The sequence below is a fragment of the Pseudomonas jessenii genome, assembly GCF_002236115.1.
Lineage (GTDB): Bacteria > Pseudomonadota > Gammaproteobacteria > Pseudomonadales > Pseudomonadaceae > Aquipseudomonas > Aquipseudomonas jessenii.
This window is the reverse complement of sequence record NZ_NIWT01000004.1, coordinates 446,801-467,193: the sequence shown is the minus strand read 5'-3', so window position 1 is coordinate 467,193 and position 20,393 is coordinate 446,801. Positions and strand designations below refer to the sequence as shown.

The 20,393-nt window shown below is 61.6% G+C and carries 18 protein-coding genes; 3 read left to right on the top strand and 15 right to left on the bottom strand.

The window, feature by feature from the left end:
- Positions 1-67 precede the first annotated feature (67 nt).
- The 15 genes from PSJE_RS15195 to PSJE_RS15125 all read right to left on the bottom strand — a co-directional run bounded on the left by PSJE_RS15195 (position 68) and on the right by PSJE_RS15125 (position 16,411).
- Positions 68-397 carry a PA3694 family proteiin gene (locus PSJE_RS15195; protein ID WP_057716202.1) on the bottom strand — a complete coding sequence of 110 codons (330 nt, stop codon included), beginning with the start codon at positions 395-397 and terminating at the stop codon, positions 68-70.
- Positions 394-1,308 (bottom strand): alpha/beta hydrolase, encoded by a 915-nt coding sequence (locus PSJE_RS15190; protein ID WP_090453340.1) that lies wholly within the window; start codon positions 1,306-1,308, stop codon positions 394-396. Before PSJE_RS15190 ends, PSJE_RS15195 begins: the two co-directional genes overlap by 4 nt.
- A gap of 146 nt (positions 1,309-1,454) precedes the next feature.
- Positions 1,455-2,732, bottom strand: coding sequence for a flavohemoglobin expression-modulating QEGLA motif protein (locus PSJE_RS15185; RefSeq protein WP_057716204.1), 1,278 nt, complete (start codon positions 2,730-2,732; stop codon positions 1,455-1,457).
- A gap of 32 nt (positions 2,733-2,764) precedes the next feature.
- Entirely contained in the window at positions 2,765-3,319 is a 555-nt protein-coding gene (locus PSJE_RS15180) for a hypothetical protein (RefSeq protein WP_090453338.1), read from the bottom strand.
- Positions 3,320-3,369: 50 nt separating this feature from the next.
- Positions 3,370-4,086, bottom strand: a complete 717-nt coding sequence (locus PSJE_RS15175) for a TetR/AcrR family transcriptional regulator (RefSeq protein WP_090453336.1) — start codon at positions 4,084-4,086, stop codon at positions 3,370-3,372.
- Between the two features lie 98 nt (positions 4,087-4,184).
- Positions 4,185-5,687, bottom strand: coding sequence for a lysine--tRNA ligase (lysS, locus tag PSJE_RS15170; protein WP_057716207.1), 1,503 nt, complete (start codon positions 5,685-5,687; stop codon positions 4,185-4,187).
- Between the two features lie 114 nt (positions 5,688-5,801).
- Positions 5,802-6,897, bottom strand: a protein-coding gene (prfB, locus tag PSJE_RS15165) for a peptide chain release factor 2 (protein WP_109790603.1) whose coding sequence is annotated in 2 segments (ribosomal slippage) — positions 5,802-6,824 and positions 6,826-6,897 — 1,095 coding nt in all. Because the reading frame shifts where the segments join, the coding sequence is not laid out codon by codon here.
- A 207-nt stretch (positions 6,898-7,104) separates the two neighbouring features.
- On the bottom strand, positions 7,105-8,106 hold the full coding sequence (locus PSJE_RS15160; RefSeq protein WP_057716208.1) for a response regulator: 1,002 nt from the start codon (positions 8,104-8,106) through the stop codon (positions 7,105-7,107).
- 48 nt (positions 8,107-8,154) lie between these two features.
- Positions 8,155-9,165, bottom strand: coding sequence for a chemotaxis response regulator protein-glutamate methylesterase (gene cheB, locus PSJE_RS15155; protein WP_057716209.1), 1,011 nt, complete (start codon positions 9,163-9,165; stop codon positions 8,155-8,157).
- Positions 9,162-11,441, bottom strand: coding sequence for a hybrid sensor histidine kinase/response regulator (locus tag PSJE_RS15150; protein WP_090453335.1), 2,280 nt, complete (start codon positions 11,439-11,441; stop codon positions 9,162-9,164). Before PSJE_RS15150 ends, cheB begins: the two co-directional genes overlap by 4 nt.
- Positions 11,438-12,118 carry a chemotaxis protein CheW gene (locus tag PSJE_RS15145; protein WP_090453333.1) on the bottom strand — a complete coding sequence of 227 codons (681 nt, stop codon included), beginning with the start codon at positions 12,116-12,118 and terminating at the stop codon, positions 11,438-11,440. Before PSJE_RS15145 ends, PSJE_RS15150 begins: the two co-directional genes overlap by 4 nt.
- Positions 12,115-13,386: a CheR family methyltransferase gene (locus PSJE_RS15140; protein ID WP_090453331.1), complete on the bottom strand. Its 1,272-nt coding sequence runs from the start codon at positions 13,384-13,386 to the stop codon at positions 12,115-12,117. The genes PSJE_RS15145 and PSJE_RS15140 overlap by 4 nt, the downstream gene beginning before the upstream one ends.
- Positions 13,383-13,919 carry a chemotaxis protein CheW gene (locus PSJE_RS15135; RefSeq protein ID WP_090453329.1) on the bottom strand — a complete coding sequence of 179 codons (537 nt, stop codon included), beginning with the start codon at positions 13,917-13,919 and terminating at the stop codon, positions 13,383-13,385. Before PSJE_RS15135 ends, PSJE_RS15140 begins: the two co-directional genes overlap by 4 nt.
- Positions 13,919-15,541, bottom strand: coding sequence for a methyl-accepting chemotaxis protein (locus tag PSJE_RS15130; RefSeq protein ID WP_090453327.1), 1,623 nt, complete (start codon positions 15,539-15,541; stop codon positions 13,919-13,921). Before PSJE_RS15130 ends, PSJE_RS15135 begins: the two co-directional genes overlap by 1 nt.
- Before the next feature lie 177 nt (positions 15,542-15,718).
- Entirely contained in the window at positions 15,719-16,411 is a 693-nt protein-coding gene (locus PSJE_RS15125) for a tellurite resistance TerB family protein (protein WP_057716215.1), read from the bottom strand.
- A gap of 194 nt (positions 16,412-16,605) precedes the next feature.
- Between PSJE_RS15125 and PSJE_RS15120 the strand changes: the two genes are divergently transcribed.
- The 3 genes from PSJE_RS15120 (at position 16,606) to ydcS (ending at position 20,360) form a co-directional block, all read left to right on the top strand.
- The gene (locus tag PSJE_RS15120) at positions 16,606-17,520 is read left to right on the top strand and encodes a LysR family transcriptional regulator (RefSeq protein ID WP_090453326.1); all 915 of its coding nucleotides are present in this window, start codon (positions 16,606-16,608) and stop codon (positions 17,518-17,520) included.
- A gap of 147 nt (positions 17,521-17,667) precedes the next feature.
- A complete protein-coding gene (locus tag PSJE_RS15115) occupies positions 17,668-19,125 on the top strand; it encodes a gamma-aminobutyraldehyde dehydrogenase (protein WP_224795450.1) in 1,458 nt (485 codons plus the stop codon).
- An 83-nt stretch (positions 19,126-19,208) separates the two neighbouring features.
- Positions 19,209-20,360 (top strand): putative ABC transporter substrate-binding protein YdcS, encoded by a 1,152-nt coding sequence (ydcS, locus tag PSJE_RS15110; protein ID WP_057716218.1) that lies wholly within the window; start codon positions 19,209-19,211, stop codon positions 20,358-20,360.
- Positions 20,361-20,393 lie beyond the last annotated feature (33 nt).

Sequence of the window (20,393 nt, the reverse complement as noted above, 5' to 3'; positions counted from 1 at the left end):
ACTGCTACACCGCCATCGCGAGCAAGCTCACTCCCACATTGGTTCTTTATTGCCAGCCAGAATCGCGTTACTGCTCCAGCTTCTGCGGCGTCTCCTGCCCCATGCAGCGCACGGCTTTTTTCTTGCTGTCGACCAGCACGCCGGTCAGGCCTTTCTGTTCGGTGTCGAACAGCACCAGCACGCCATCGATACACTGGGCCACTTGGGCCGCCGGCGCCAGGGAAACTTTGTAGTCCTCGCCCGGCACGGTCTTGAGCATGGTGAAGTCGCTGAGCAGCAACGCATCCTCGGGCTTGGCGAAGTGCAGGTAGCCGTACCACCACAGGGCACCGACGGTGCCGAGGATGCTGCAGATACCGGTGATGATCAGCGGGATGGCGTTGCGTTCTTCACTCATTGCGGACTCTCTGGTGGTTCATCTTCTGAATTCGGGGGCGCCGGGTAGTTGGGGATTTCACCCAGGCGGCGCAGGCCATTGAAATGTTGCGGGTCATCGAGATAACGCAGCATGACCTTGCGCCAGACCGGGTCGGCGAACGTCTGCACATGACCGCCACGGGTCAGTTGCAGCACCCGCGGCGGCGGCGCAGCTTGATACAGTCGGATGCCGTTGGAAAGAGGCACGATCGGATCGTCGACGCTGTGGTAGATCAGTTTCGGCACGTCCTTGAGTTGCGTCATGGAGTTGATCGCGCTGTCGCCGTCCGGCACCAGCCACGACAGCGGCACCTGGAACGTCCAGAACACCCATGAATTACTCAGCGCATACCGGCCGACACTGCGATAACTGGCGGGCACGCCGTCGAGGACAAAAGCCTTGAGTTGTTTCTGCCGCTCGGGGTGTTGAACGAGGTAGTGGACAGCCATCGAACCGCCAAGGCTTTGGCCGAGCAGGATCAGCGGCTTGCCCTTGACCTCGGGGGCCTGGTCGAGCCATTTGAACGCTGCATCGATGTCCTGATAGATCGCCGGCAGGCTCGGTTTGCCTTCGGACAAGCCATAACCGCGATAGTCCACCAGCAGCACTTGATAGCCCTGTTCCGGCAACCACCAACTCCCGCCCAGATGCATTGGCAGATTGCCGCCGTTACCGTGCAGGTGCAGCACCGTGCCTTTGACCTCGACACCCTGCTTCACCGGCAGCCACCACGCATTCAGCTTGAGGCCATCGGCGGTGTTCAAGGTGACGGTGCGGTATTCGAGCCCGGCCTTTTCCGGCGTGAACAACTGGCCGGGTTCGGGGTAGAACAGCAGCGAACTGCAACCGTTCAGGGCCAGGAGAAGACAGAGGATGCCGAGGATTCTCATCCGGTGAAACCTCGCGAAATAATGGATTGGAACACAATCCCCTGTGGGAGCGAGCTTGCTCGCGATTGCGATCTGTCAGCTTGCACCCATGTTGAATGTAAAGCCGCCATCGCGAGCAAGCTCGCTCCCACAGGGGAGTTCTTTGTTCACAAGATGTTCGAGTAATCCGCCTCGATCCGGTCCAGGCTCAGGTGGTTGAGGAAGTTGGAGAAGCACATCCACGCCGACAGCGCGTTCATGTCGCGGAACTGTTCCGGCAGGTACTTGGGCGGAACCACCAGACCTTCATCCACCAACTGGCGCAAGGTACGCATGTCTTCCAGGGTGGTCTTGCCGCAGAACAACAGCGGTATCTGCTCCAGCTTGCCTTTACGCACGGCCAGTTGAATGTAGTTGTAAATCATGATGAAGCCCTTGAGGTAGGACAAGTCTTTGGTAAATGGCAGACCTGTCGGCACCGAGCCGCGGAAAACGCGACTGGCGTTGCTGTAGCTCTCGGGCATTTCGAAGCCTTGCTCGCGGAAGAACTCGAACACCTGCAGGAAGTCGGCACCCTCCTCCACCATATGAATGGCCCGCGTGCGGTTGGTCAGTTTGCGCAGGCGACTGGGGTACGAGGCGAAGGTGATGATTTCCATCAGGATCGCCAGGCCTTCCTGGGTCACCGTCGACGAGGGCGGCCCCTTGGAGAGGAAGGTGCAAATCGGCTGGTTCAGGCCGTTGAGGGTGGTGCCGACATGCACCAGCCCTTCGTGGACCTCCAGGGCGCGCACATCGCGCTGATTGAACATCGCATCAGAGCGGATCTTGATGTAGTCGGCGCCGGCCGCCGCATCGGCGACGATGCCGTCGGACTCGAACACCCGGATGGTTTCCTCGGCTTCGCCAAATACCTTGTTCAAGCGATGCTGCAACAGGTCGACCGCATCCTTGGCCGTCAGCGTCTTCGGCTCATCCTTGAGATCGCCACGGCCGTCGATGTTGTTCAGGTATTCGGACAACATCATGCCCAGGTCGGACAGCGTCGGATCGCCAGCGTGGAACGCGTCGGAGGCGGCACCGTACAATTCCTGCGAGATCAGGCCGAAATCCTCGGTGCCGCGCGCTTCGAGCATGCGCACCACCATGCGGTATTCCTTGCACATGCGGCGCATGATCTGGCCGACCGGGTTGAACTGGCCGAGCTGGCGGGTGATGTCGCGCTCGATGTTCTGGAACTCCAGCTTCACTTTGCTGGAATCGAACGCCAGCGGCCGGTTGAGGTAGTAGTCGCGGTCCACGGCCGGCATTTCCTTGCCTTTGGCCTTGAGGAAGCCCTTACGAATGTTGTCGTCCCACTTGACCGCATCGAGGACGCGGATCGGCGTCTGCGCGAGCACGATGCGATCGGACAAAATGCGTATCGACTGTTGGTAATCGTCCACCCGAAACTCCTGTAGAAACCTGATTGTGCTGCTTATTTGGCTTTGGCCTGACGCTGGTAGCGTACGGCTTCGACGAACACATCGGAATTGGCCGGGTCGTCGAGGTAGGCGGCGACTTGATCCATGGAGCTGTTGATCAGCACGCCTGCGCCGTCGTCAGTCTGAAACGCTTCTCCGCTCAGGGCGTTTTGCTTCAGCGCCTGGTTGATCTGTTCGGGGTCGAGGTTGTACAGCACCAGTTCACGCTGGTCGGTCAGCTCGAAGCCGCCGATGATGAAATACCCGCCGAACTGCGCCGGCACCTTCGCCGACAAGTACCAACGGTTGCCATGGCGCGATACGGTGAAGGGGTAGGCTTCACGCTCTTTGGGTTTGGCCTTGAAGTAGCTGACGGCCTGGTAGCGATTGTCGGCGATGCGGGTCAACTCCAGATTGACGGGCTCGCCCCAGGCGCTGGTGCTGGTCCACTTGCCGAGCAACCCTTTGGGCGCGGGCTCGCTCGTGGGCAGCGGTTCCTTGAAGGTCACCAGACAGCCACTGAGCAGCAGGAACGACAAGGCGATCACAACGACACGCCAGGCTTTCATTCAATACTCCCTATGAACACACCGCTCCTACAGGGCAACTTCGCCCGGAATCACACCGACGCCAGCACCAGGTGCATGTAGCGCGTCAGGATGCCGAGCATTTCCTCTTCGGCGGCAGGCTCGTCTACGTTGAGCAGGCCCTGATATTCCATCCGGCCGATAATCGCCGTCAACACTTTGGCATCCTGATGCGGCTCGCGCGAGCCCAATACCTGGAACAGCTGGCAAGAGCCCTGCAACAGGATTTGCTGATGCGAGCGCACCAGTTCGGCCAGGCGCGGGTTGAGCAACGCCTCCTGACGGAACGCCTGCTCGGCCATCAAATGTTCGCGACGATTGACCAATTGCCGGTGAACGTAATCGGTCATCAGCCGCGCAATGTCGTCCGCCAGTTTCGAGCGCGCCTGCGGGCTGCCATCGCCACTGTCGATCATCTCGCGCAGCAGGCCCTCGTTGTTCACCCACAGCTTGCCCATGTACGCCGCACTGCGTTCCACGTATTGGGCGAAGGTATCGGTGAGCAGGTCATCGATATCCTTGAAATAGTAAGTGGTCGCCGACAACGGCACTTGCGCCTCGGCGGCCACCGCGCGGTGTCGGACGGCACGCACGCCGTCACGCACGACAATGCGCATGGCGGCGTCGAGAATGTCCTGTCGACGCTGCTCACTGCCCTGTCGGCTGGCCTTGCGGCCCTGGTACTGAACGCTTTCAGCGACCGCAGTGGCGATACCCGCTGCACCTTCTTGAGCTATTGCACGAATCACGACAGGTATTTCCTCTCAGATGAAACTAACAAGTTGATACGTTTGTACCAGACAGGCAATAAAAAGCCGCCTCAAAGGCGGCTTTTTATTTGAAACACTTACGCTTGCGGCCGCATGTGCGGGAACAGGATCACGTCGCGGATCGACGGGGAGTTGGTCAGCAGCATCACCAGACGGTCGATACCGATGCCTTCACCCGCCGTTGGCGGCATGCCGTACTCCAGCGCACGAACGAAGTCGGCGTCGTAGTGCATGGCTTCGTCGTCGCCGGCGTCCTTGTCGGCCACCTGAGCCATGAAGCGCTCGGCCTGGTCTTCCGCGTCGTTCAACTCGGAGTAGGCGTTGGCGATTTCACGACCACCGATGAACAGTTCGAAACGGTCGGTGACGTTCGGGTTGTCGTCGTTACGACGGGCCAGCGGCGACACTTCGAACGGGTACTGGGTAATGAAGTGCGGCTGCTCCAGCTTGTGCTCGACCAGCTCTTCGAAAATCATCACCTGCAGCTTGCCCAGGCCTTCGAAGCCCAGCACCTTGGCGCCGGCCTTCTTGGCGATGGCGCGAGCCTTGTCGATGTCGTTCAGATCATCGGCGGTCAGCTCAGGGTTGTACTTGAGGATCGAGTCGAACACCGACAGACGCACGAACGGCTCGCCGAAGTGGAACACCTTGTCGCCGTACGGCACGTCGGTGCTGCCCAGAACCAGCTGCGCCAGTTCGCGGAACAGTTCTTCGGTCAGGTCCATGTTGTCTTCGTAGTCGGCGTAGGCCTGGTAGAACTCCAACATGGTGAATTCAGGGTTGTGACGAGTCGAAACGCCTTCGTTACGGAAGTTGCGGTTGATCTCGAACACCTTCTCGAACCCGCCAACAACCAGGCGCTTGAGGTACAGCTCCGGCGCGATACGCAGGAACATGCCCATGTCCAGCGCATTGTGGTGGGTTTCGAACGGCTTGGCTGCCGCGCCGCCAGGAATGGTCTGCAGCATCGGCGTTTCCACTTCCAGGAAGTCACGCTTCATCAGGAAGCTGCGGATGTGGGCGATGACTTGCGAACGCACGCGGAACGTCTGGCGCACGTCTTCGTTGACGATCAGGTCGACGTAACGCTGGCGGTAGCGCTGTTCGGTGTCGGTCAGGCCGTGGTGCTTGTCCGGCAGCGGGCGCAGGGATTTGGTCAGCAGGCGCACGCTGGTCATTTCGACGTACAGGTCGCCCTTGCCGGAACGGGCCAGGGTGCCTTCGGCGGCAATGATGTCGCCCATGTCCCAGGTTTTCACCGCGGCCAGGGTCTCTTCGGACAGGGTTTTGCGGTTGACGTAGACCTGGATACGACCGGTCATGTCCTGGATCACCATGAACGAGCCACGGTTGAGCATGATACGACCGGCAACCTTGACCGGGATCGCAGCCTCTGCCAGCTCTTCCTTGGTCTTGTCCGCGTACTGTTTCTGCAGTTGTTCGCAGTAGTTTTCGCGGCGGAAGTCGTTCGGGAAGGCGTTGCCCTTGGCGCGCTCGGCAGCAAGCTTTTCCTTGCGCAGGGCGATCAGGGAGTTTTCTTCCTGTTGCAGGGCTTGCGGGTCGAGTTCTAGGTCGCTCATGTCTTTAAATATTCCATCACAGGTTCGTTGCCCCCAGGCCTGCGGCCTGGGGATCGCCAGCAAGCTGGCTCCTACAAGGATCGCGCCGGGTCAGCCGATCCTGTATTGCATTGCTTACAGCCCGGACTTCAGGCTCGCTTCCAGGTATTCGTCGATGTCGCCGTCGAGCACCTTGTCGCAGTCGCTGCGCTCGATGTTGGTGCGCAGATCCTTGATCCGCGAGGCATCGAGCACGTACGAACGGATCTGATGACCCCAGCCGATATCGGACTTGGTGTCTTCCAGCGCCTGGGACGCCGCGTTGCGCTTCTGCATTTCCTGCTCGTACAACTTGGCCCGCAGCATTTTCATGGCGGTGTCCTTGTTGGCGTGCTGGGAACGTTCGTTCTGGCAGCTGACCACGGTGTTGGTCGGTACGTGGGTGATACGTACGGCCGAGTCGGTGGTGTTTACGTGCTGACCACCGGCACCGGAGGAGCGATAGGTGTCGATCCGCAGGTCTGCCGGATTGATCTCGATTTCCACCTTGTCATCGATCTCTGGCGAGACGAACACCGCGGAGAACGAGGTGTGGCGACGGTTGCCGGAGTCGAACGGGCTCTTGCGCACCAGACGGTGCACGCCGATTTCGGTCCGCAACCAGCCAAACGCGTATTCGCCCTTGATGTGCACGGTCGCGCCCTTGATCCCGGCGACTTCACCGGCGGACAGTTCCATGATGGTCGCGTCGAAGCCGCGCTTGTCGGCCCAGCGCAGGTACATGCGCAGCAGAATGTTGGCCCAGTCCTGGGCTTCGGTGCCGCCGGAACCGGCCTGGATGTCCAGGTAGGCGTTGTTCGGGTCCATTTCGTGGCTGAACATGCGGCGGAATTCCAGCTTGGCCAGACTTTCCTCGAGACGGGCCAGCTCGGCGACGACATCGCCCACTGCGCCTTCGTCGTTCTCTTCGACGGCCATGTCCAGCAGGTCGCGGCAATCGGCCAGACCCGTGTTCAATTCGTCCAGGGTATCGACGATCTGCGCCAGCGCAGCGCGCTCGCGGCCCAGTTCCTGGGCGTATTCAGGTTTGTTCCAGACACTCGGATCTTCAAGCTCGCGATTGACTTCGGTCAGACGCTCATGCTTTTGATCGTAGTCAAAGATACCCCCGAATAGTTTCGGAGCGCTCGGACAGGTCCTTGATGGTGTTCAGGATCGGGTTGATTTCCATGACGGGCAGCACTCGTTGGCGAACTTTTGAAAGCCGGCGAGTATACCGGGAAACAGCCGAAAACGGCAGTCCGCCTGGCCGAAAAGCCAAGTCCCTGTAGGAGCGAGCTTGCTCGCGAGAAACGCTCAGGCACTGCGTTTATTCAGATAGCCATCGTCATCGTTGACGACCATCGCGAGCAGGCTCGCTCCTACACGGGGAGGCTGTTCAGCCGATGCCCACCTGATTACGCCCATTGTTCTTCGCCGAATACAGCCCCTTGTCCGCCGCCAGGATCAGGTCGCGGCAGTTGCTGCCCGCTTTCGGGGTAATAGTCGACAGGCCGATGCTGATGGTCAGGCTCGAACCTTCGGCCGGCGAGTTATGCGGGATCTTCAGGGCTGCCACGGTCTGGCGCAGCTTCTCGGCCACCAACCGTGCACCGCCTTGGGAGGTGTTGGGCAGCACCAGGGCGAACTCTTCGCCGCCGTAGCGGGCCGGCAGGTCCGAAGGCCGGGCACTGGCGTCCTTGATCGCCGCGGCGACCTTGCGCAGGGCTTCATCGCCTTCCAGGTGGCCGAAGCTGTCGTTGTAGGCCTTGAAGTAGTCGACATCGATCATCAGCAACGACAACTGGCTCTGCTCACGCAGCGAACGGCGCCACTCCAGTTCCAGGTATTCATCGAAGTGCCGACGGTTCGACAACCCCGTCAGGCCATCGGAGTTCATCAGGCGTTGCAGCACCAGGTTGGTGTCGAGCAGTTGCTGCTGGCTGACCCGCAACGCGCGGTACGCCGCATCCCGTTGCAGCAGGGTCATGTAGGAGCGCGAGTGATAGCGGATGCGCGCGACCAGTTCGATATTGTCCGGCAGCTTGACCAGATAATCGTTGGCCCCGGCCGCAAAGGCCGCGCTCTTGATCAGCGGGTCTTCCTTGGTCGACAGAACGATGATCGGAATGTCCTTGGTCGCCGGGTGATTGCGGTATTCGCGCACCAGGCTCAGACCGTCAAGACCGGGCATGACCAGATCCTGCAGGATCACTGTCGGCTTGATGCGCACAGCGTGGGCGATGGCCTGGTGCGGGTCGGAGCAGAAGTGGAAATCAATGTTCTCTTCGTTCGACAGGCCGCGACGCACGGCTTCGCCGATCATGGCCTGATCGTCCACCAGCAACACCATGGCGGCGTTTTCGTCGGTCTTGAAGTCGTCGAGCTGTAATTCAGTCATGTGCGGTCACCTGAGTACTACCTGAGCCAGGAATGAGGGAAAAGGTGCTCATTTGGCGAAAATCTCCAGCAATCGTGGCGCTATCTTGTCCAGCGGGCGAATCTCCACGGCAGCGTCGATGGCTGCGGCCGCCTTCGGCATGCCGTACACCGCACTGCTGTTTTGGTCTTGTGCGATGGTCAGGTAGCCCTGTTGGCGCATGAGTTTAAGCCCTTGGGCGCCATCACGCCCCATGCCGGTGAGCAAAACCCCCACGGCATCACCGCTCCAGTTATTGGCCACGCTCTCGAAGAACACATCGATGGAGGGCCGGTAGATCTCGTTGACCGGTTCGGCGGTGTAGGCCAGCGTGCCGTTTTTCAACAAGCGAATATGGTGATTGGTGCCGGCCAGCAATACCGTGCCGCTTTGCGGCGGCTCGCCCTCCTGGGCCAGGCGCACATCAAGGCCGCTGGCAGTGCCGAGCCATTCAGCCATGCCGGCGGCAAACACCTGGTCAACGTGTTGCACCAGCACGATGGCCGGAGAGAAATCACGCGGCAGCCCCTTGAGCAAGGCTTCCAGCGCTGCCGGCCCACCGGCGGATGAGCCAATGGCGATCAGGCCCTGGCGTGAGCCCGAACAGCGCAAGGGTGCCGACGCCGAGCGCGGGCGGTTACCCTTGTCGCCGATCAGCCAGACGATGTTCAAGATCTTGCGCAACAACGGCGCCGCCGCTTCCTGGGCATTGCCGGCGCCGAGGGCCGGGGTGTCGACCACGTCCAGCGCACCGTAGCCCATGGCCTCGAACACCCGGTGCACGTTCTGCTGGCGATCCACGGTGACGATGACGATGGCACACGGGGTCTCGGCCATGATCCGCCGCGTGGCCTCGACGCCATCCATCACCGGCATGATCAGGTCCATCAGAATCAGGTCCGGCGTGTCCAGCGCGCACTGGCGCACCGCCTCGGCACCATTGCCGGCGACCCAGACCACCTCGTGGGCCGGCTCAAATGCCAGGGCGCGGCGCAGGGCTTCCACCGCCATGGGCATGTCATTGACGATTGCGATCCTCATGCCCGCGCTCCTCCGATGAGCTCGACCACTGCATCGAGCAAGGCGTCGTCATGAAAACTGGCCTTGGCTAGATAATAGTCGGCCCCGGCATCCAGTCCACGGCGCCGGTCCTCTTCACGATCCTTGTAGGACACCACCATCACCGGCAGCGATTGCAGGCGATTGTCCCGACGCAGCAGCGTGACCAGTTCGATGCCGTCCATGCGCGGCATATCAATGTCGGTGATCAGCAGATCGAAATCCTCCGAACGAAGCGCGTTCCAGCCATCCATGCCGTCCACCGCAACCGCCACGTCATAGCCGCGATTGAGCAACAGCTTGCGCTGCAACTCTCGCACGGTCAGGGAATCATCCACCACCAGAATTCGTTTGCGGGCCGCCTCGACCACCTGATTGCTGTGACGGGCAATGCGCTCCAGACGCCCGGTGTTGAGCAGTTTTTCCACCGAACGCAGCATGTCTTCGACATCGACGATCAGCACCACCGAACCGTCGTCGAGCAAGGCCCCGGCGGAGATGTCCTGCACCTTGCCCAGGCGCTCATCCAGCGGCAGCACCACCAAGGTCCGCTCACCGATGAACCGCTCCACGGCCACGCCGTAAATCGCATCGCGCTCGCGAATCACCACGACCTTCAGGGTTTGCCCGCTGTTCTGGCTGGCCGGACGTTGCAACAGCTGACTGGCCGCCACCAGACCGACATGCCGGCCTTCGTGCCAGAAATGCTGGCGGCCTTCGACCTGCACGATATCCGCCGGCTCCAGGTCGCACATGCGCTCAATGTGCGCCAGCGGGAAGGCATAGGCTTCGTCGCCGACTTCCACCACCAGGCTGCGCACCACCGACAGGGTCAGAGGCACCTCAAGGTGGAAACGACTGCCCTCGCCCGCCGTCTGCTCCAGCACCACCGCGCCGCGCAGCTGCCGGACCATGTGCTGCACCGCATCCAGGCCGACGCCGCGACCGGACACCTCGGTGACCCTGTCGCGCAGACTGAAACCGGGCAGGAACAGGAACGTCAGCAATTCCTCTTCGCTCAACTGCGCGGCGGTTTCCGCGAGGGACAAATTTCGTTCGACGATGCTGCGACGGAGCTTTTCCAGGTCCACGCCGTTACCGTCGTCGCTCAGTTCAAGCACCAGCAGACCGGCCTGATGGGACGCGCGCAGGCGAATCAAACCTTCCGCCGGCTTGCCGGCCAGCAGGCGCTGCTCCGGGGTTTCGATGCCGTGGTCGACCGCGTTGCGCAACAGGTGAGTCAGCGGCGCTTCGAGCTTTTCCAGTACGTCGCGATCGACCTGGGTCTTTTCGCCTTCAATTTCCAGGCGCACCTGTTTGCCCAGATCGCGCCCCAGATCCCGGACCATCCGCACTTGCCCGGTCAGCACATCGGCAAAGGGCCGCATGCGACAGGCCAGCGCCGTGTCGTACAACACCTGCGCCCGCTGGCTGGCATGCCAGGCGAACTCGTCGAGTTCGGCGTTCTTTTCCATGAGCAGTTGCTGGGATTGCGCGAGCAAGCGCCGCGCATCCTCAAGGGCTTCCTGGGCCTCCAGGCTCAAGGCGTGATCCTTGAGATGCACATTGAGATTCTCCAGTGCGCGCAGGCTGTTGCTCTGCATGCGCTTGAGTCGCTGCATGGTCGCCAGGTGCGGTTTGAGCCGCAGGGTTTCCACCAGGGATTTGCTCGACAGATCGAGCAGGCTGTTCAGGCGCTCGGCGGTGACACGCAGCACACGTTCGCCGTTTTCAGTGGTGCGTTTGGTCTTGCGTGGAGCTGGCGCCGATGGCGGTTCGACGACAGGCGCCGGCGACTCGACCTTCGGCGCGGGTGCTTCGAGCTGAAGTTCGGCCATCACCGGTGCGGCAGGCGCAACCAGCGGGGCCGCCGGGTCCAGCAACCGCGCCATCAACGCCACATAGGCCTCGATGTCCGCGACTTCCGGGGTGTTGCTCGGTGTGGCGATGCGCATCAGCAGATCGGTGCCTTGCAGCAACGCATCGATATGCTCGGGGCGCAACAACAGGCGGCCTTCCTGGGCGCTGACCAGACAATCTTCCATCACATGGGAGACGCTGACCCCGGCATCGACACCGACGATCCGCGCCGCACCCTTGAGCGAGTGCGCGGCACGCATGCACGATTCAAGTTGATCGGCCTGGGTCGGGTCGCGCTCAAGCGCCAGCAGGCCGGCACTCAAGACTTGGGTCTGGGCTTCGGCCTCCAGGCTGAACAGCTCAAGCAACGAAGCGTCGCGCATTTGCTCGGGGGTCATGTGAGGCTCCGGGTCACGGCGCACAACAGCTGCTCTTCATCCAGCCAACGCAGGCTGCGACCTTTGAATTGCAACACGCCACGGGTGTATTTGGCGCTGGCCTGAGCACCTGAGCGCGATGCGGTATCGAGGATGTGCTCGTCGATGGCGTGAATCCCGTCGACTTCGTCCACGGGCACCACCACCGGCCCGCCGTCGGCGGCGATGATCAGCATGCGTGGCATGACCCGTGCACCGGTGGCCACGCTGCTGGCGCCGTCGAGCCCGAGCAGTTCCACCAGCGACAGGCAGGCAACCAGCGCTCCGCGTACATTCGCCACGCCGAGCAAGGCCCGGGAACGTTGATGCGGCAAGGAGTGAATCGCTTGCAACGGCGCCACCTCTACCAGGCTACGGGTCGCAAGCCCCAGCCACTCTTCACCCAGACGGAACATCAACAGCGAGCGGGTTTTCACCTCGCTCTCGACCGCGACAGACACAGTCCCGCGATCTTCCTGCTGCAATGCATAACGATCGAGCAAGCGTGTGGCGGCCGCCGAATACACCGCACAATTGCGGCAATGAATATGGTCGCTGAGCAGCGGGCAGGACTTGTCACCGTGGATACCAATGCGGTTCCAGCAATCGTCGATGGCCTGGGCATCCCGGGTGACGCTGAAGGTATCGGAGGCGATCATCGTTTACGCTCACTGTCGACGGAACGTGCGCTGCGGGCGGCACGCTCCTGCAATCGTCTGGCTCCCATCGCGTCGCCCTGGGCCTGCAGCAAGCCGGCCAGGTGCATCAACGCTTCAGGATGTTGCGGTTCCAGGTACAACGCCTTGCGGTAAAAACCCTGTGCTTCAAGGGTATTGCCGGCCACATCGCTGAGCAGTCCCAACCAGTAAAAGACCTGAGCCACCGGTTCATGGCTGCGCAAGTAGCTTTCACACGCCGCTCGCGCCTCGGCGCTTTTGCCTTCATCGGCCAGCACGGCGATATTGGCCAGCAGCGCGGCAGTGTCGGAGCCGGAGGTTGCAGGCGCAGGCCGCAGCGGCGCAACCCGGGCAAACGGACGGCTGCGCACTGGCGCAGGCGGTGGATTGCGCAACGGTTGTGGCACCGGCAATGGCGCAGGAACGAACGTCGGCAAGGGATCAGGGTCCGCAGTTCCCTGTCGACTGAACGCGAAGGACTGCGCGATACCAATCGAGCGCATCCCCAAACGCCCCAGCAGACCGCCTTCGGCCGGGCCGATAAACAGCACGCCGTCAACGTGGGTCAGGCACTTGAGCACTTCGAAGACTAGCTTCTGGGTCGGCTGGTCGAAGTAGATCAGCAGGTTGCGACAAAACACGAAATCGAATGGCGGTTCACCGGCCAGCAAGGCCGGATCCAGCAGATTGCCTACCTGCAGGCGCACTTGCTCGAGCACCCGCTGATCGAGGCGATAGCTCTCGCCTTCGGCGATGAAATGACGGTCGCGAAACGCAATGTCGTCACCCCGAAAGGAATTCTTGCCGTACAACGCCCGACGGGCTTTTTCCACTGACAACGGGCTGACGTCCAGGCCGTCGACCTTGAACTGGTGCGGCTTGAGCCCGGCATCGAGCAACGCCATGGCGATCGAGTACGGCTCTTCGCCCGTGGAGCATGGCAGGCTGAGAATTCGCAGTGCGCGCAGGTTGTTGATCTCGGCCAGACGCTTGCTCGCCAGTTTCGCCAGGGTGACGAAGGACTCCGGATAGCGGAAGAACCAGGTTTCCGGAACGATCACCGCCTCGATCAAGGCCTGCTGCTCGTCCCGCGAGCCCTGCAAGGTGTGCCAATACTCATCGGCCGACACTGCTTGCGAAACGATGCTGCGCTGGCGCACCGCTCGCTCGATGATCGCAGGCCCTACCGAGGTCACGTCGAGTCCGATGGTTTCCTTGAGAAAGTCGAAAAAACGCTGGTCGCTGTTCATGGCCGCTCCTGCAGCAGTGCCGGATCCATTGGCGGCGAGGGAAACAACAATGCGCGCACCTGATCGTCCAGCAGATCGCCGACCCGCACCCATTGCAGCAACCCCCGCTCGTCCTTGCGCACCGGCCCGAGGTAAGGCGTCTGGCGATTGTCCAGGCCATAAGGCTGAAAATCCGCCGGATCGCAGCGCAAGGTGTCAGTCGCCTGTTCCAGAATCAGCCCGAGCAGTTGTGTCTCGGCGGTTTCATCCGGGCGATAGTTGACCAGCACCAGTCGCGTGCTGGTACGGGCCTGTGCAGGCATGCCAAAGGTCAGTGCGCTCAAGTCGATCACCGGCACCACGGTGCCCCGATAGGCGAACACCCCGGCGACCCAGGCGGGGGCATGGGGAATGGGCTTCAACGGCAGGCGCGGCAGCACTTCAGCCACTTCGATAGCCTTCAAGGCATAGCGCTCGTTGCCGACGCGAAACACCAGAAACAAGGCATGCAGCGCCTGCTTCACGGCGGAGCGTTTGGCCGTGATTTCGCTCATCAGACTTTGAATCGCGAAACGCCGCTGCGCAGCCCGACGGCCACCTGGCTCAGTTCATCGATGGCGAAACTGGCCTGGCGCAGAGACTCGACCGTCTGGCTGCTGGCATCACCCAACTGCACCAGCGCATGGTTGATCTGCTCGGCACCGGTGGCCTGGGCCTGCATGCCTTCGTTGACCATCAGCACCCGCGGCGCCAGCGCCTGGACCTGATGGATGATCTGCGACAACTGCTCGCCGACCTGCTGCACCTCGGACATGCCGCGACGCACCTCTTCGGAAAACTTGTCCATGCCCATGACCCCGGCCGACACCGCCGACTGGATCTCGCGCACCATCTGTTCGATGTCGTAGGTGGCGACAGCGGTCTGGTCCGCCAGGCGCCGCACTTCGGTGGCGACCACGGCAAAACCGCGTCCGTATTCCCCGGCCTTCTCGGCCTCGATGGCGGCGTTGAGCGACAACAGGTTGGTCTGGTCGGCGACCTTGACGATGGTCACCACCACCTGATTGATGTTGCCGGCCTTCTCGTTGAGGATCGCCAGCTTGGCGTTGACCAGATCGGCCGCGCCCATCACCGAGTGCATGGTTTCTTCCATGCGCGCCAGGCCTTGCTGACCGGAACCGGCCGCCACGGAAGCCTGATCGGCGGCGGTGGAGACCTCGGTCATGGTGCGCACCAGATCCCGGGAAGTGGCGGCGATCTCACGGGAGGTCGCGCCGATTTCCGTGGTGGTGGCGGCAGTTTCGGTGGCGGTGGCTTGTTGCTGCTTGGACGTCGCGGCGATCTCGGTCACCGACGTGGTCACCTGCACCGACGAGCGCTGGGCCTGGGACACCAGAGAAGTGAGCTCGGTCATCATGTCGTTGAACCCGGTCTCTACCGCGCCGAATTCGTCCTTGCGCTCCAGGTTCAGGCGGCTGCTGAGGTCGCCGGTGCGCATGATTTCGAGGATTCTCACGATGCGGTTCATCGGCGCCATGATGGCGCGCATCAGCAACAGACCACAGAGAGCGGCCGCCAGCACCGCGATCACCAGGGAAATACCCATGATGCCTTTGGCGGTGAGCACTGCATCGTCAATGGCCGCGATGTCTGCGTCCGCCACAGACTTGTTGTGACGCAGGATTTCATTGACCTTCATTCGACCCGCTGTCCAGGTCGGGGTCAGTTCACCCTTGAACATGTTGACGGCCTCGGCGTTCTGGTTGTGTTTATACAACTCGATCACCGCGGCCAGAATCCGGTGGTAGTCTTCATGAAGCTTTTCGAACGCGGCGAACTCGACCCTGTCTTCTTCGTCGGCAATCGTTCCACGGTAGAGGCCCATCTGCTCTTTCAACCGCTCGGCGTAGCCCTTGAAGTTCGCGGCATCCTCGGCAGTGAAGCCCTGCCCTTCCTCCAGGCCGAGCATGGCCTGAATGCGTACATAACTGTCGGACCACGCGCCACGAATCATCGAGCTGTAATACAACCCTGGCAGAGCGTCCTCACGCACGCTGGCCTCGCTTTTTTCGATCTTCAACAGCCGCGAATACGAGACAACCACCATCAGCAACATGATGGCGATAATTACCGCAAAGCTCGCCAAAATGCGTTGGCGTAACGTCCAGTTCTTCACAGTCATTCCTCGCAGCCGATTCGAAATGCGGGGAGTATAGCCGAGGGCGGTGTTTCATTTATAAGACGGTTGCGCGCTACTTCTCATCCCGCCAAAAAAGGCGGGATGGGTGCCTGGGGTGATTAGGCAGAAAGGGACCGTAGAATGGTCATTGGGGATGTGGGGCGGACTGAAGGTTTACAAGGAAGCCTGGCGAACCTGCTTCTCAAGCTCGGCCTTCAACCCCGGCTCCAGCTTGAGCTGCCGCGCCAGCTCATCGAGATAGGCCTTCTCCATGAAGTTTTCCTCGTCCACCATCATCACGCTGGCGATGTACATCTCGGCGGCGATTTCCGGGGAGCGGGCGGCGCGGGCGACATCGCTCGGGTCCAGTGGCTTGTTGAGCTCGGCGTGCAGCCAGTGTTGCAGCTCCTGATCGCTGTCGAGCCGGGTGAATTCGCCTTCGATCAAGGCACGCTCACGCTCATCCACATGACCGTCAGCCTTGGCCGCGGCCACCAGCGCCTTGAGAATCGCCTGACTGTGCAGCTCGACTTGCGCGTCCGGTACGCGGTCCAGGGTTTGCGGTTGCGCACCGGCCGCACCGCCCTGCTGCGCCTGCCAGTTTCCGTAGGCTTTATAGGCCAGCACGCCCAACGCGGCGAGACCGCCGTAGACCGCGACCTTGCCCCCGACTTTACGGGCCTTTTTGCTGCCGAGCAGCAAGCCCATGGCGCCTGCCGCCAATGCCCCGCCACTCGCGCCGGAGAGCAAACTGCCGAGGCCTCCGTTGCCACCGCTCGCACCCTTTTGCTGCGGGCTGCCGGCCTTGTTCTGCAATAGGTCCTGGCCGGACTTGAGTAGTTGATCGAGCAATCCACGGGTATTCATTTACCGCCTCCACAAGACGTTTAACCTGAAACCAAGACCACCAGCCTAAAACGAAAGTGCCCACGCCCCGTGGGCGAGAGTGCTTCCAGATGTTGCACCCCCTCAATGCACCCATTGCCGCTTGCCCCGGCCTATCAAAAAAAACGATATACACTCTCGCCAATCGATAAAAACAGCCCACCGGGTGCTTTCCCATGATGACTTTGCGTCAGATCCGTCATTTCATCGCCGTGGCCGAGACCGGCTCGATCTCGGCCGCCGCGCAAACCGCGTTCATTTCCCAGTCGACCCTGACCCTGGCAATCCAGCAACTGGAGGAGGAAATCGGCGTCAGCCTGTTCAGCCGCCATGCCAAGGGCATGACCCTGACCCACCAGGGGCATCAATTCCTGCGTCAGGCGCACTTGATCCTGGCCACAGTGGATAACGCCAAGCGCAGCCTGCAACAGAGCACCGACCAGGTCGCCGGGCAACTGATCGTCGGCGTGACCAGCCTAGTGGCCGGTTATTACCTGGCGGATCTACTCACCCGTTTCCAGCGCGCCTACCCCAACGTGGAAATCCGCGTGATGGAGGATGAGCGCCCGTACATCGAGCATTTGCTGGTCAGCGGCGAGATCGATGTCGGCGTGTTGATCCTGTCCAACCTCGAAGACCGCCACGCATTGCAGACCGAAGTGTTGACCCGCTCGCCGCACCGGCTATGGCTGCCGGCCCAGCACCCGCTGCTGGAACACGACAGCATCAACCTCGCCGACGTGGCCCGCGAGCCATTGATTCAACTGAACGTCGATGAAATGGACCGCAACGCCCAACGCATGTGGTCGGCAGCCTCCTTGCAACCGCGCATCACCCTGCGCACGGCCTCGACCGAAGCGGTGCGAAGCCTTGTGGCCGCTGGCCTGGGCGTATCGATCCAGCCCGACATGACCTATCGCCCGTGGTCACTGGAGGGCGACATCATCGAAGCGCAGCCGATCGCCGACCTCAGCCAGACCCTGGATGTCGGCCTGGCCTGGCGTCGCGGCACCGCGCGGCCGGCATTGGTGGACCCCTTCCTCACGGTCGCGCGCGAACAACCCCATGGCGGGCGCAAGCCATCTATTTAATCGAACGCTACCTTCAGTATTTAGTATTTGTTGTCCTCGGGTCCGCGAACTAGTCTTGTTGCATCTAATAAAGACGGCCGGGCCCTAGTCACAGGGAGCGCTGCCATGTCTACACAACAAGCCACACAAAAAACGAGAACCCGAAAAATGGCTGGTGCGCAGACCCCGTTGTTCACCGCCTTGTTGATCGATGGTGAAATAGTCGCAGGGCAAGGCTTTGCCGAACCCATCATCAATCCGGCCACCGGCGAAATCCTGACGCAAATCGCCGAAGCCAGCACCGAACAAGTCGAAGCAGCCATCCTCGCCGCCCACCGCGCCTTTGCCGGTTGGTCGCGCACCACGCCACAACAGCGCTCAAACCTGCTGTTGGAGATCGCCAACGCCATCGAAAAAAACGCCGACCATCTCGCCCGTCTCGAAGCCCTGAATTGCGGCAAGCCACTGCACCTGGCCCGTCAGGATGACCTCAATGCCACGGTCGACGTGTTCCGCTTCTTCGCCGGTGCCGTGCGTTGCCAGACCGGCCAGCTCAGCGGCGAATACCTGCCGGGTTACACCAGCATGGTCCGGCGCGATCCTATCGGGGTCGTGGCGTCGATTGCGCCGTGGAACTACCCGATCATGATGGCCGCGTGGAAAATCGCCCCGGCCCTCGCCGCCGGCAACACCCTGGTGTTCAAGCCGTCGGAACACACGCCGCTGTCGATCCTGGCCCTGGCGCCAGCGCTGGCCGAGATCCTGCCGCGCGGTGTAATCAACATTATTTGCGGTGGCGGCGAAGGCGTCGGCAGCCACCTGGTGAGCCACCCTAAAGTGCGCATGGTGTCGCTGACCGGCGATATCGTCACCGGCCAAAAGATTCTCCAGGCCGCGTCGAAGACACTCAAACGCACCCACCTCGAACTCGGTGGCAAGGCCCCGGTGATCGTCTGCAACGATGCCGACATTCAGGCCGTGGTCGAAGGCGTACGCACCTACGGCTACTACAACGCCGGACAGGATTGCACCGCCGCTTGCCGCATTTACGCCCAGGCCGGGATTCATGACCGCCTGGTGGCCGAGCTCGGTGCGGCCGTCAGTAGCCTGCGTTTCGCCGGCAAGCGCGATGCCGACAACGAAATCGGCCCGCTGATCAGTACCCGCCAACGCGACCGCGTAGCCAGTTTCGTCGAACGTGCCTTGGGCCAGCCGCACATCGAGCGGGTGACCGGCGCAGCGGTGCACTCCGGCGCCGGCTTCTATTACCAGCCGACCCTGCTCGCCGGTTGCAAGCAAAGTGACGAGATCGTCCAGCGCGAAGTGTTCGGGCCGGTGGTTACCGTGACCCGCTTCGATGAGCTGGGACAAGCGGTGGACTGGGCCAACGATTCGGAATACGGCCTGGCCTCGTCGGTCTGGACCCAGAACCTCGACAAGGCCATGCAGGTCGCGGCGCGCTTGCAGTACGGCTGCACCTGGATCAACAGCCACTTCATGCTGGTCAGCGAAATGCCCCATGGCGGCCTGAAACGTTCGGGCTACGGCAAGGACCTGTCCAGCGATTCGCTTCAGGACTACAGCGTGGTGCGGCACATCATGGCCCGCCATGGCGAGCATCTCTGACTAAGCTAATAACAAGCCGCCAACGGCATGCTTCACCACGTTCACAACTGCCCCGACCATAATTTAAAGAAGAGGGAATTCCCATGTTCGTGCACAAGACCGCACTGCTCAGTGCAATCACCACCGCGCTGCTGGCCAGCGCCAGTGTCCAGGCCGCCGAGCCGCTCAAAGCTGTCGGGGCGGGCGAAGGCCAACTGGATATTGTGGCCTGGCCCGGCTACATCGAACGTGGCGAGAGCGACAAGGCCTACGACTGGGTGACCGGTTTCGAGAAGGAAACCGGCTGCAAGGTCAACGTCAAGACCGCCGCCACCTCCGATGAAATGGTCAGCCTGATGGCCAAGGGCGGTTACGATCTGGTGACCGCGTCCGGCGACGCCTCCCTGCGCCTGATCGTCGGCAAGCGTGTGCAGCCGATCAACACCGCGTTGATCCCGAACTGGAAAAACCTCGACCCGCGCCTCAAGGATGCACCCTGGTACGTGGTCAACAAGCAGACCTACGGCACCCCGTACCAATGGGGCCCGAACGTGCTGATGTACAACACCAACGTGTTCAAGACCGCGCCCACCAGCTGGGGCGTGTTGTTCAACGCGGAAAACCTGCCGGACGGCAAGCCGAACAAGGGTCGCGTGCAGGCCTATGACGGCCCGATCTACATCGCCGACGCGGCGCTGTACCTGAAGTCCGCCAAGCCGGAACTGGGCATCCAGAGCCCGTACGAACTGACCGAAGCCCAGTACAAGGCCGTGCTCGATCTGCTGCGCGCCCAGCAGCCGTTGATCCACCGCTACTGGCACGACACCACCGTGCAAATGAGCGATTTCAAGAACGAAGGCGTGGTCGCCTCCGGTGCCTGGCCATATCAGGTCAACGGCCTGATGAACGAGAAGCAGCCAATTGCCTCGACCATCCCGAAAGAAGGCGCCACTGGGTGGGCCGACACCACCATGCTGCATGCCGAAGCCAAGCACCCCAATTGCGCCTACAAGTGGATGGACTGGTCGCTGCAACCGAAAGTCCAGGGTGACGTAGCGGCCTGGTTCGGTTCGTTGCCAGCGGTGCCGGCAGCGTGCAAGGGCAGTGAATTGCTCGGCGCCGAAGGCTGCAAGACCAACGGTTTCGACAATTTCGACAAGATCGCCTTCTGGAAAACCCCGCAGGCTGAAGGCGGCAAGTTCGTGCCGTACAGCCGCTGGACCCAGGACTACATCGCGATCATGGGCGGCAGATAACACACCGCTTCTGTGGCAAAAACGCTTTTGTGG